The 12771-nt window shown below is 35.4% G+C and carries 14 protein-coding genes and 3 tRNA genes; 15 read left to right on the forward strand and 2 right to left on the reverse strand.

The window, feature by feature from the left end:
- Positions 1-12: 12 nt before the first annotated feature.
- The 15 genes from frr to KY054_00315 all read left to right on the forward strand — a co-directional run bounded on the left by frr (position 13) and on the right by KY054_00315 (position 11380).
- The gene (gene frr, locus KY054_00245) at positions 13-576 is read left to right on the forward strand and encodes a ribosome recycling factor (GenBank protein MBZ1356194.1); all 564 of its coding nucleotides are present in this window, start codon (positions 13-15) and stop codon (positions 574-576) included.
- Positions 577-578: 2 nt separating this feature from the next.
- Positions 579-1646: a site-2 protease family protein gene (locus tag KY054_00250; GenBank protein ID MBZ1356195.1), complete on the forward strand. Its 1068-nt coding sequence runs from the start codon at positions 579-581 to the stop codon at positions 1644-1646.
- A gap of 24 nt (positions 1647-1670) precedes the next feature.
- Positions 1671-2738 (forward strand): rod shape-determining protein, encoded by a 1068-nt coding sequence (locus KY054_00255; protein MBZ1356196.1) that lies wholly within the window; start codon positions 1671-1673, stop codon positions 2736-2738.
- A 2-nt stretch (positions 2739-2740) separates the two neighbouring features.
- On the forward strand, positions 2741-3022 hold the full coding sequence (gene gatC / locus KY054_00260; protein MBZ1356197.1) for an Asp-tRNA(Asn)/Glu-tRNA(Gln) amidotransferase subunit GatC: 282 nt from the start codon (positions 2741-2743) through the stop codon (positions 3020-3022).
- A 2-nt stretch (positions 3023-3024) separates the two neighbouring features.
- The gene (gene gatA, locus KY054_00265) at positions 3025-4446 is read left to right on the forward strand and encodes an Asp-tRNA(Asn)/Glu-tRNA(Gln) amidotransferase subunit GatA (protein ID MBZ1356198.1); all 1422 of its coding nucleotides are present in this window, start codon (positions 3025-3027) and stop codon (positions 4444-4446) included.
- Positions 4434-4985 (forward strand): hypothetical protein, encoded by a 552-nt coding sequence (locus tag KY054_00270; GenBank protein MBZ1356199.1) that lies wholly within the window; start codon positions 4434-4436, stop codon positions 4983-4985. Before gatA ends, KY054_00270 begins: the two co-directional genes overlap by 13 nt.
- Positions 4986-5037: 52 nt before the next feature.
- A tRNA-Met gene (locus KY054_00275) sits at positions 5038-5108 on the forward strand.
- 11 nt (positions 5109-5119) lie between these two features.
- Positions 5120-5192: transfer RNA gene (locus KY054_00280), tRNA-Met, on the forward strand.
- A 6-nt stretch (positions 5193-5198) separates the two neighbouring features.
- Positions 5199-5272 (forward strand) — tRNA-Asp (locus KY054_00285).
- Between the two features lie 175 nt (positions 5273-5447).
- Positions 5448-8687 carry an intein-containing DNA gyrase subunit B gene (locus KY054_00290; GenBank protein ID MBZ1356200.1) on the forward strand — a complete coding sequence of 1080 codons (3240 nt, stop codon included), beginning with the start codon at positions 5448-5450 and terminating at the stop codon, positions 8685-8687.
- Between the two features lie 40 nt (positions 8688-8727).
- On the forward strand, positions 8728-8928 hold the full coding sequence (gene secE, locus KY054_00295; GenBank protein ID MBZ1356201.1) for a preprotein translocase subunit SecE: 201 nt from the start codon (positions 8728-8730) through the stop codon (positions 8926-8928).
- A 2-nt stretch (positions 8929-8930) separates the two neighbouring features.
- Entirely contained in the window at positions 8931-9476 is a 546-nt protein-coding gene (gene nusG / locus KY054_00300; GenBank protein MBZ1356202.1) for a transcription termination/antitermination protein NusG, read from the forward strand.
- Between the two features lie 5 nt (positions 9477-9481).
- Positions 9482-9907 (forward strand): 50S ribosomal protein L11, encoded by a 426-nt coding sequence (rplK, locus tag KY054_00305; protein MBZ1356203.1) that lies wholly within the window; start codon positions 9482-9484, stop codon positions 9905-9907.
- Between the two features lie 41 nt (positions 9908-9948).
- Entirely contained in the window at positions 9949-10551 is a 603-nt protein-coding gene (locus tag KY054_00310; protein ID MBZ1356204.1) for an adenylyltransferase/cytidyltransferase family protein, read from the forward strand.
- Positions 10552-10555: 4 nt separating this feature from the next.
- Positions 10556-11380, forward strand: a complete 825-nt coding sequence (locus tag KY054_00315) for a hypothetical protein (GenBank protein ID MBZ1356205.1) — start codon at positions 10556-10558, stop codon at positions 11378-11380.
- Here the strand turns inward: KY054_00315 and KY054_00320 are convergent.
- Positions 11377-11832, reverse strand: a complete 456-nt coding sequence (locus tag KY054_00320; protein MBZ1356206.1) for an HIT domain-containing protein — start codon at positions 11830-11832, stop codon at positions 11377-11379. The genes KY054_00315 and KY054_00320 overlap by 4 nt on opposite strands.
- Before the next feature lies 1 nt (position 11833).
- Positions 11834-12721: a thymidylate synthase gene (gene thyA, locus KY054_00325; protein MBZ1356207.1), complete on the reverse strand. Its 888-nt coding sequence runs from the start codon at positions 12719-12721 to the stop codon at positions 11834-11836.
- Positions 12722-12771 lie beyond the last annotated feature (50 nt).

Genomic DNA, 12771 nt, shown 5'->3' on the forward strand with positions numbered 1-12771 from the left:
AATTTTTAAAAAATGGAGGTGGTAAATAATATAATAAAAGAAACTAGAACTAAATTTGATAAAGTAGTTGTTTTTTTTGAAAAAGACATTTCAACTATAAGAACAGGGAGGGCTACCCCTTCATTAGTTGAAAATATTACAGTTGATTCCTACGGAGTTAAAATGCCTCTTAAGCAGGTAGCGTCAATTAGTGTTCCATCTCCCAGGATGCTTTTAATTCAACCTTGGGACAGATCTACTATACCAAGTATTGAGAAAGCAGTATTACAATCCGATCTGGGAGTTAGCCCGGTAACCGACAATGGATCAATTAGAGTTTCTCTGCCATCACTTACCGAAGAATATCGAAAAAGTCTGACCAAGATACTAAATGAAAAGGGCGAAGAAGCTAGGGTTTCCCTAAGGAAGGCAAGAGAAGAGGCTTGGAAAGATATTCAAGATAGTTTCAAAGAAGGAACAGTTAGGGAGGATGATAAATTTAAGGGTAAGGATGATCTTCAAAAAGTCGTTGATGAATATAATAAAAAGATCGAAGAGGTGACCGATAGGAAAAAAAGAGAGATCTTAGAATTTTAAATATGTTTTTTTTACACGTAATTATAGCCATTATTAGTCTTTTAGCTCTTGTTGTTATTCATGAACTAGGTCATTTTTTGATGGCTAAGCGTTTGGGTGTGAAAGTAGAAGAGTTTGGGATTGGAATACCTCCTAGGATTTTTGGTAAAAAAATAGGTGAAACGATCTATTCGTTAAACCTGCTTCCGATTGGCGCCTTCGTTAAGATGTATGGGGAGGATGAACAGATTAATGACGAGAGAAGTTTTAGTCAAAAAAGTATTTTTCAACGATCACTAATAATCTTGGCCGGAGTTGCTGCTTTTTGGATAGTTGCATTCTTGATATTAACCTTTATGGCCACTATGAAGTTGCCAGCCTTGGTCGGAGATGAAGATCACGTTGAAGACGCAAAGGTAATGGTTTTAAACTTAGAACCAGATATGGCCGCTAATCAAGCCGGAATTCAAATCGGGGACATTATACATTCATTATCAAAAGGGGATAACTATATTCTTGCCAATAGAATAGGTGATGTTTCCAGTTTTTTATATGAAAATAAGGGAGAAGAAATATTGGCGACAATAGATAGAAATGGCAATATTTATGAAATCTTGCTCTCTTCTAATGATGAGCGAGGAGTAATGGGATTTCATATTGCTAGAGTAGCTCTTAAGAGTTATCCGTGGTATCAAGCGCCTTATCAAGGAGCTTTAATGACAGGAAGATTGACTTACCGTATAGTTACTACTCTTGGAGATACGGCAATTAGAGCTATTACAGGTAAACCCTTACCTGACGAGGTAAGATTTGCCGGACCAGTTGGAATAGTGACCGATGTTTTTGTGGGAGCACTGGAAAGTGGTTTTCAGAGATATTTGGAGATCATTGTTATGATATCTATATCGCTAGCGATATTTAATTTATTGCCAATTCCAGCTCTAGATGGCGGAAGGTTTTTGTTTTTAATGATTGAAAAAATAAAGGGAAGTCCTCTAAATCAGAAAGTAGAGCAAGGACTAATTGCAATTTCATTTATTATGCTAATTGGATTATTTATTCTGGTAACTTTTTATGATATTAAAGGATGAGTGAGAATTTAACAAAACAAGATTATGAAAAAAAATAACTTTATTCAGGATACCATTGGAAAGCTATCAGTTGATATTGCAATTGATCTTGGTACGGCTAATTCGTTAGTTTATGTACGAGGTCGAGGAATAATATTATCTGAACCATCAGTAGTAGCTATAAATCAAAAGACTGGCCAGATACTGGCAATAGGTGAAGAAGCTAAAAGAATGGTGGGAAGGACTCCATCTCATATAGTTGCCACAAGGCCACTTGTCTCTGGAGTTGTTTCCGACTTTGATGTTACAGAGCAGATGTTGAGATATTTCATACAGAAAGCTTATAAGAAAAAGTTTATTTTTAATTTAAGACCAAGATTAATAATCGGTATTCCTTTTGGTGTTACAGAAGTTGAAAAGAAGGCAGTTCAAGATGCAGGTAAAAATGCAGGAGCAAGAATTGTTTATTTAATAGAAGAGCCAATGGCCTCAGCAATAGGCTCACGTCTTCCAGTTCAGGATCCAGGTGGTAATTTTGTTGTTGATATCGGCGGGGGAACAACCGAAGTGGCTGTTATATCTCTTGGCGGCATAGTTATAGCAAGGAGTCTTCGAGTCGCTGGAGATAGATTAAATGAAGACATAATTAAGTTTGTTCAAGAAGAATATAAATTATTAATTGGTGAGCGTACCGCAGAAGATGTAAAGATAAGTATTGGCTCAGCATATCCATTAAAAGAAAAAAGAGAGATGCCCATAAGAGGCAGAAATCTTGTTACCGGACTTCCTGAAGAAATTATTGTCACTGATAAGGATATTCGAAAGGCTTTAGAAAAATCTGTTAAAGAAATAGTTAGTGCAGTGAAGGGGGCCGTAGAAGAAACTCCACCAGAACTATTGTCTGATATAATGGCTAAAGGAATATATTTAATGGGTGGTGGTGGATTGCTTAAAGGACTAGATGAATTAATTACTGAAGAAACAAAGATAATATGTAAGATATCAGATGATCCTTTAACTGCTGTAGCCAGAGGAGCTGGATTTGTTTTAGAAAATATAGACGAGCTTCAAGAAGTTTTAGTAGATACAGAAACAATTAAACTCCCAAGATAAACATGATTAATAAAGAAGGCATAAGACACGTTGCTAAATTAGCAAGATTTGAATTGGACTCCCAAGAAGAAGATCTGCTTGAAAAAGACCTTGTTAACATTCTTGGCTATATTGAAAAATTAAAATCTTTAGATGTTTCAGGTGTTAGTGCGATGAGTCATCCAATAAATATCAAGAATGATGTTCGAGAAGACAATCCAATAATCTCTGATGAAAGAAAAGATGTTATCGATCTGTTTAATGACAGGGACGGCGGTTTTTTAAAGGTAAGATCTATTTTATAATTATGAATTTCTCATTAATGTCAATTAGGGAAATAGGGGAAGGCTTAAGAGGAAAAAAATTCTCTTGTTTAGAGATGACAAATTATTTTCTTGATAAGATAGAAAAAGATGATGTTGAAATATCTTCTTTTTTAACAGTTACTAAGGAGTTAGCTCTTTCTCAGGCCAAAAAAGTAGATGAGCGAATTGAGAGAGGAGATGATCTTCCAGTTCTTTTAGGAATTCCGTCAGCAATTAAGGATAATATATTGATAAAAGGAATTAAGTGTACATCTGCATCTAAGATATTAGAGAATTATAAGGCGCCATATGATGCTACTGTTATTAAGAAATTAAAAGATCAAGGAGTCGTTTTTTTAGGTAAAACTAATATGGATGAATTTGCGATGGGCTCTTCAACTGAAAATTCGGCCTTTCAGGTTACTAAAAATCCGCTCGATCATTCAAGAGTTCCTGGAGGATCTTCGGGGGGATCAGCGGCTGCAGTTGCTGCAGGATTTTGTTCTTTTGCTTTAGGCTCAGATACCGGAGGATCTATCCGTCAGCCCGCTTCATTTTGTGGAGTAGTGGGCTTAAAGCCAACATATGGGTTTGTTTCTAGATATGGATTAATGGCCATGGCTTCATCACTTGATCAGATAGGACCTTTAACAAAAACAGTTGAAGATGCAAGGTATGTTTTTGAGGCTATATCGGGTAAGGACCCAAAAGATTCTACTTCAGTACAAGTTGAAATAGATAATGGTATGGATCCTAAGAAGATGACTATCGGCATACCAAAGGAATATTTCGTTGAAGGCATGGATAGTGAAGTTGAATCAAGTATTCGGGAAGCTATTGAAAAGATAAAAGGGGCCGGAATCAAAGTTGAGGACATTAGTTTGCCCCACACTGAATACGCATTACCTGCTTATTATATAATTTCACCATCTGAAACATCAGCCAACTTATCACGCTATGATGGGCTAAGATATGGAAATTCTTCTGGGGAAGGGGTTGATTTATCAGAAATATACTTTAAAAATAGAGGTAGGGGATTTGGAAGGGAGGTCAAAAGAAGGATAATTCTAGGAACCTATTCTCTTTCCTCGGGTTATTATGACGCATATTATAAAAGGGCTCAGAAAGTAAGAACACTTATAAAAAATGATTTTGAGAAGGCTTTTGAAAAGGTCGACCTAATCGTAGTTCCAAGCTCTCCGACATTACCATTCAAGATAGGAGAAAAAAGAGAAGATCCTCTTTCTATGTATTTATCAGATGTCTTTACTATTCCTGCTAATCTAGCAGGACTTCCGGCAATGTCGATGCCATGTAAAAAAATAAGAGATCTTTCAGTCGGAATTCAATTAATCGGGAAACCATTTGGTGAATATAGCATTTTAAATGCAGGAGAATTATTTGAAAAAATATGGATGAAATAACAAAGCAAATAACAGAGCAAATAATTGCATATTTAACCGACCCTTCCCTTATTCCGTCCCCATATTATCAAATTATAATCGGAATAAAAATTCTTTTTATTGGGATATCAATTTTTTTTATTGTTCTTTCAATTTATATTTTAATGAATACCCAATGGTTAAAGTTTAGATATACTCAAGATATTTCAGAGTTTTCTAAATTTAAGTCCTATGAATTTGAAAAGTTTGCTAAGGATTGGAAGAAGATAATGAAAAGACTGGAAACTGGGCTAGAGTCGGAATATAAGCTCGCAATTATTGAAGCTGATGTCATGCTTGAGCAGGTATTGGAAAGAATGGGTCATATTGAGCCAACTATTGAAGAAAAGATTAATAAGGTTACACCAAGCGATGTCCCTAGTGTTAATGAACTTAAGGTTACTAGAGAGATAAGAAACGATGTTATACATGATCCTGACTATGATCTTTCTCAAGAAAAATCTAAAGAAGTGTTGAGCGTATACGAAAAAGCCTTTAAAGAGTTAAACATACTTTCATAATTTAGCCGGGGGGTTGATTTTTAAGAAAACTTGTAATAGAATGGTAATGTATCGCGGGGTGGTGGAGTAGTACCATATGAGGCCCATAACCTTAAGGCACCGGTGCAATTCCGGTCCCCGCAACAATAATTATTGCCGGCATAGCTCAGCGGTTAGAGCAACAGACTCATAAGCTGTAGGTCGGAGGTTCGATCCCTCCTGCCGGCATATTCCGGGGGCGTAGATCAATTGGTTAGATCGCCACTCTGTCACAGTGGAGGTTGCCGGTTCGAGTCCGGTCGTCCCCGCATAAATCCGTGATTATTTCACGGTTTTTACTTTTTATAAGGCTCCTTTCTGACCTTGATTGAATATTAAAATTAAGGTAAAATGAGAATATAAGTTAAGGATGTTGATAAATGAAAGATAAGGGTTTTAAGTCTTTTAGACAGCTCTTTTTTTGTTGATTTAATTAAAATAGAAATGGATAAAGAAAATAAAAAAGAATATACTTCTAAAGATATTTTTGTTTTAGAAGGGTTAGATCCGGTTCGTAAGAGACCTGGAATGTATGTTGGTTCTACTGGACCAGATGGTTTGCACCATCTAATCAAAGAATGTCTTGATAACTCTTTAGATGAGGCAATAGCAGGTTATGCTAAAAATATAGAAATATCCTTATTGCCTAATAATCGAGTTAGTGTTACTGATGATGGGCGAGGAATTCCGGTAGATGTTCATGCCCAAACTAAGAAATCTGCCCTTGAGACAGTTATGACTACTTTGCATGCCGGAGGTAAATTCGGAGGAGATGCTTATAAAATATCGGGAGGATTACATGGAGTGGGAATTTCTGTTGTTTGTGCTCTTTCTAATTTTTTAAGAGCAGAGGTATCAAGAGATGGTTTTAAATATTCTCAAGAATATGTAAAGGGAAAGGTTAAAACGAAATTAGTAAATGAAGGCAAGACTAATAAAAGGGGAACTACGATTATATTTGAGCCGGATGTTGAGATTTTTAAAGACATAACATTTAACGCTAAGAAAATAATTAGTAACCTTCGACAACAAGCCTATCTTACTAAGGGAACAAGGATTACTTTTAATGATTTGCGTGATTCAAAAAATGAAAAGAAATACTTATTTTATTTTGAAGGAGGAATTTTATCTTATATTAAACACTTAACCAGGGGGATTCAAAAACAACATCCCAACATCTTTTATTGTTTCGGAAATAAGGATGAAGTTATTACCGAAGTATCTTTTGTTTACACGGAAGAGTTTGAGTCCTACGAGGAGAGTTTTACTAATAATATAATTACTAAAGAGGGGGGCAGTCATCTTACCGGTTTTCGCTCTGCTCTTACAAGAACCCTAAATGATTATGCAAGAAAGAATGGTATCCTGAAGTCTGGTGATGATAATCTTAGTGGAGAGGATGTTAGAGAGGGATTAACTGCAGTTGTTTCTGTTAAAATAAGGGAACCTCAATTTGAAGGTCAAACTAAGGGGAAATTAGGAAACCCTGAGGTAAAACCTGCGGTTGAAGTTGTAGTTTCTGAAGCATTGACTGACTTTTTTGAGAGAAATCCTCAGGATGCAAGGAGTATTGTTGAGAAATGTTTAATTTCTTCAAAGGCAAGAAAAGCTGCTCGAGCAGCAAGAGAGACTGTTTTAAGAAAGGGAATATTAGAAGGACTTTCGTTACCGGGGAAGCTATCTGATTGTAGTTCCAGGAAGCCTGAAGAATCAGAACTCTATATTGTGGAGGGAGATTCTGCCGGAGGGTGTTTTTCAGGAGATACAGAAGTTGCTCTAGTAGATGGGAGAAGCTTGTCTTTTAAAAATCTTATCAAAGAGGAAAAACAAGGGAAAAGAAATTACTGTTACACCATTAAAGACGATGGTACGGTTGGCATAGAATTAATTACTCATCCAAGAAGAACCAAGAAAAACGTAGAGGTAATAAAGGTTATTTTAGATAACGGAGAAGAGATTACTTGTACCCCTGATCATAAATTTATGATGAGGGACGGCTCTTACAAAGAAGCAAGGAATATCGACACTCAAGACTCTTTAATGCCACTAAATAGAAAGTTTTCTGAAATAGGAAATGGGATAACCATTAAGGGGTATGAAATGATTTTTGATAATAAAAATGGAAAATGGATTTTTATACATCTTTTATCAGACAAGTATAATCTTGAGAAAGGGAAATATTTGAAAAAAGATGGATCTGACAGGCATCATATTGATTTTGACAAACTAAACAATAATCCAGAGAATATAAGGCGAATGACGAAAGAAGATCATTTATGTCATCACAGAGAGATGCTAAAGTATGGTCTTCATCGAGAAGATGTTAAAGATAAATGTAGAAAAAAAAGACAAACAAAAGAATACAGAGAAAAGATTAGTGCGATTATGAGTACTCCGGAAATGAGAGAGATGTTAAGCAAGAGAGCAAAAAAGCAGTGGGAAAATGAAGAATATAAGAATTTTATGGTAAGTAAATTTCTGGAATTTTATGAGGCAAATGAAAAGTATCGGGAAAGAAATCGTAAGGCTTTATATAATAATCAAAAGGAGTATTGGGGCGACTCTGAAAATAGAAAAAAACAAGCGAAAAAAATAAAAGAATATTTTGAAAATAATCCTGAAAAAAAGGAAAAACTTGTCATGGAAGCAAAGAAGCAATGGAAAGACGAAGAGTTATTAAAGTGGAGGGCTCAAGAAACTAAGAAGCAGTGGACACCCGAATTTAGAAAAAGAAGAAAAGCTTCTTATGATAATACATATAGAGAAAAGGCATTGAAATTAATGAAGGAGATTGTTGAAAACAATGGAGAGATAGACAAAGGGAAGTACAACCAAAAAAGAATTGAGCTAAGAGATAAGAGTATTTTGCGATATGACACTATTTGTGAACGTTTTTTTGAGAACAAAGAAGAAAAATTAAAAGAGGCTGTTGCGAATTATAACCACAAGGTAAAAAGAGTTGAGAGACTTCAAGAGAAAATAGATGTTTATGATATTGAAGTTAAAAAGACTCATAACTTTGCTTTATCTTCTGGCGTCTTCGTTCATAACAGTTGTAAAGGAGCAAGAGATAGAAAGTTTCAAGCAATACTTCCATTAAAGGGAAAGATTTTGAATGTAGAAAGAGCTCGTTTGGATAAGATACTAGCCTCAAAAGAAATTAAGTCACTTATAATTGCGCTTGGTACTGCAGTAGCAGAAGATTTTAACATTAATAAGCTTAGATATCATAGAATTATTATTATGAGCGATGCTGATTCAGATGGAAATCATATTAAAACTTTACTTTTAACTTTGTTTTATAGATACTTTAGACCATTGATAGACCTGGGTTATCTTTATGTCGCACAGCCTCCTCTGTACAAAATTCAAGCCGGTAAGAGGGTGGAATATGCCTATACAGATGATGATAAGAGAAGAGTTCTGGACTCTATGAAGAAGGATAAGGATGAAGATAAGGTTGCAGGTTTGAATATTCAAAGATATAAAGGTTTGGGAGAAATGAATCCTTCTCAACTTTGGGAGACTACTATGAATCCTGATAATAGGATCTTAATAAGGGTTGAAATTGAAGATGTGAAAGAGGCAGATAGGATGTTTGATGTTCTTATGGGAGAAGAAGTTCTTCCAAGAAAAAAATTTATTCAAGCTCATGCCAAAAAGGTAAGCAATTTAGATATTTAGACTGATTGACAAAAGGCTTCCCTTTAGCTATTATCGACATATGGAAAAAAAAGGATTAATTATTAAGATTCGGACTTTTTTTAAGGAGGTTCGTCAAGAAACAAGAAAGGTTAACTGGCCTACCAAAAAAGAGGCAACTAGGTATACTTTTATTGTTATCGGTATTTCGGTAGCGGTGGCTGTGATTCTCGGAGGAATTGACTTTGTTTTCGTGTCAATACTAAGGAATCTTGTATTTTAATTATGTCAAAACAAAAATTATCACAACAAAAGAGATGGTATGTAATACATACCTATTCCGGATATGAAGAAGCCGTAGCCAAGAATTTGCGTCAGAGAGTTGAATCTATGGATATAGAGGATAAGATATTTAATATCGTTGTTCCTAAGGAAAAGAAGATTAAGATTAAGAATGGAAAAAGGAAGACCGTTGAGGAAAAGATCTATCCAGGATATGTTTTAGTTGAGATGATTGTTACCGATGATTCTTGGTATGTTGTTAGGAACACTCCTAATGTTACTGGTTTTGTGGGTGCTGGAACTACACCCCTTCCGCTTTCTGAAAAAGAAGTTGACCTTTTGAAGAAGAGGATGGGAGCAGATGTAGCTAAATATAAGATTGATGTTAAGGTAGGGGACATGGTCAAAATAACCGATGGTCCATTCAAAGATTTCGATGGAAAAGTTTCTGAGATTGACCCAGATCGTGGAAAGATAAAAGTTCTGGTAAATATGTTTGGAAGAGATACACCCGTTGAATTAGATTCATTGCAAATTAAGAAGATTTAACTTTTATGGCAAAAAAAATAAACGCAGTAGTCAAATTACAAATTGCTGCAGGAAAAGCAACTCCTGCGCCTCCAGTTGGTCCATCATTAGCTCAACATGGAATAAATATCGGTGATTTTTGTTCAAAATTCAACGACGAAACAAGAGACAAAGAAGGTTTTACAATGCCAGTTGAAGTAACTGTTTTCCAAGACAGAACTTTCACTTTCAAAGTGAAGCAACCACCTGCATCGGAGCTTTTAAAGAAAGCAGCTGGAATTGAGAAAGGAACTAAGACTCCGGGAAAAGGTAAAGTTGGTAAAATAACTAGAGAACAGCTAAAAGAAGTTGCTGAGAAGAAAATGCCTGACCTTAATGCTGATGATATTGAAGCAGCTATGAGTATTATACAAGGAACAGCAAAGAACATGGGTATTGATATAGTAGAGTAGTTACTCTCTTTCATTAACGATTAATTTGTTATCATTTTATTATGTCTTCTGATTTTTCGAAAAAATTTCAACATTTTTTTTCAAAGGCGAGCAATATTGAACATCGATTTATTCCTGAATATCAAAAACTTGAAGAGATAATAATTGGACTAAAGAAAGAGGGGTATAAAATAGTTTTGACTCAAGGAGTTTATGACCTTATTCACGAAGGTCATGCTCTTTATTTAGAGGCCGCTAAATCATATGGAGATGTTCTTGTGGTTGGCGTTGATTCTGATGAATTGACCCGATTAAGAAAAGGACCTAATCGACCGATAGTTCCTCAAGACGAAAGAATCAAAATGCTTGTTCACCTTCGTCATGTAGATATAGTCACTCTCCGAGAATCAAATCATGGAAATGGAGACCTTATTAGAACCATAAGGCCAGACGTCCTTATAACCTCAGCTAGTACTTCTGATTTTGCAGATGGACATAAAAAAGAATATAAGGATTATTGTAAAGAAATAATAACTCTTCCTCCTCAGGCTGTAATATCTTCAACAGCCAGAATAAGGAATATCAACATAGAAGGTGCAGAGAATCTTGCCTGTGAGATAAGAAAGATAACCGAAGAATTTATTGATAAGATTAAAAAAGGATAAAACAATGAAAGTAATCATTGCTTACATTCCAGCTATACATAGGGGTTATATTGATTTCATTAATAAAAACCAGCCCAGCATAATATATTTGTTGGGTCTTGAGCTTGTTCGAGAAGTGCCACGATTAGAAAGAGATATTAGGGCTCTTGAGGCGTCGGAAGCGGTAAATGCTTTAAAGGGAATTGGATTGTTAGAAGTCTATGAGCTTACAAAAGAAAATATTACGAAATTAGATAATAGTATGGAAATAGTGATGCCAGACGAAGATGTTAGTCATCACTTTAAAGAATCATACCTAAAAGAAATTCCTGTTCAATTTGTACCCGTATTTTTAAGATGGGACAAACATAATTCTTTTAAGAAAGATGTTGTTATATCAGACAATATTATTTCAAGAGAGTTGTTTGATAGAGAAGTTATGAATAGAGCAGTAGCTGAATCGGAAAAGAGTTCAGATTGGTGGCGTCAAGTTGGATCAGTCCTTGTGAAAGATAGCAAAATTATTTTTACGGGATTTAATAGACCATTACCTTCGGATCAAGTTCATAATATTTTTGGAGACCCTCGTAGCAACTTTGATTACGGTGTAAGCTTTGAACTTTCTAAATTTATACACGCTGAAGCCGGAATGATCGCTGAAGCAGCGAGGAGGGGAATTTCTCTTGAAGGGTCATCTATATATATTACGACATTTCCTTGTCCTGCTTGTGCTAAACTAATTACTTCAGCCGGGATTAAAAAAGTTTATTACAAAGAAGGTTATTCCCTACTTGATGCGGAAGATGTATTGAAATCTTTTAATATAGAGATAATAAAAGTTGAGGATTAACCAACTCTGGTTAAAATAGGGGGCTTGTCTTTTTGTTCAGGGTCAGATGATATTAAGTGGGCATGTAGGTGAGTAATTGTTGCTCCGGTAAATTTTGTGTCTCCGAATCTAATAAAAGTAGTTCCACCTTTTATTTTTAATTCATCTGTTACTTCTGATATAATTTCTTGAAGCTCCGACCATCCTGTCGGAGTTATTTCTTTAATATTATCAATATGTTTTTTATGTATGAAGAGGATGTGAAATTTTGCTCCCTCATAAGGGAACATATTATTGGTTGCAAGCCATGAATTTGTTTCTTTGAAAATCGGATTTTTATGGTATTTTTTTAAGTGTTCAGCACAGAACGGACAAACCCCATCGTCTTTAATTTGTTTAATGTGGTTTGAATATTTTTCACTTCTATCATTTGGGCGGAGACTATTATTTAAATTTACAAAATTTTCATTCATATTATATAGGCGTTGGAATATTCATCTTAGGGTGTGGATCATAATCTTCTAGTGTGAAGTGTTCGGGTCTAAAGTCAAAGATATTATCAATAGGTGAATTTATTCTAATAGTTGGAAGTTTTCTGGGCTCTCTTGATAGCAGCTCTTTAACTTTATCAAACTGGCTTTCATATATATGAGCATCAGAAAAAGTATAAATAATGTCCTTTAGGGTATATCCGGTTAGTTGAGCTACCATGAGGCCAAATGAAGCATACTGGATCATGTTAAAGGGGACTCCTACTGGGAAATCAGCACTTCTTTGAAAGTGATGAATGGTTAATTCTTTTTTGTCTGGAAAGGCTAGAATATGAATCCATCCATGACAGGGGGCTACAACCACTTTTCTAGTCCTTTCGCTGTGTTGAATCGTATATTGAGGTATCCAGGGTGATATGAAATGAGTTCGGAGGTAAGGTCTCTCTTTGATTTGCCGAATAACTTCCTTTATTTGATTGAATGGTTCACCTTCTTTTGTTGGAAAAGCTGCCCAAGCAGCGCCATATGAACCATCTCCAAGGTCACCTTCTTCTAGGCCGAATATTTCACACTTTTCTTTGGTTACCCATTTTTCCCACCACTTACATCCAAACGATTCAAGTTCTTTTTGAGTCCTTGCGCCATTGAGAAAGGCGATGTGTTCAGCTAGAGCTCCTTTGAAGAATGATCCTGACAGATCACGTTCTGTTATAACCGGAAATCCATTATCTATATCATAACGTAATTGAATCCCGGGTATCATTTTTGCTTTTTCTCCATGTATTGGAAGAACATCACGACCATCTCTCATTATTCTTTCCAGCACTTGATGATATTGATTGTCTGGAGTACGATCTTTGGGTAATTTCATTTTTTTATTGATTAAATATATCTCTTGAGATAAAATATCATGGAAAGACA

It is taken from the genome of Candidatus Nealsonbacteria bacterium (genome assembly GCA_019923605.1).
Lineage (GTDB): Bacteria > Patescibacteriota > Minisyncoccia > Minisyncoccales > CSSED10-335 > JAHXGM01.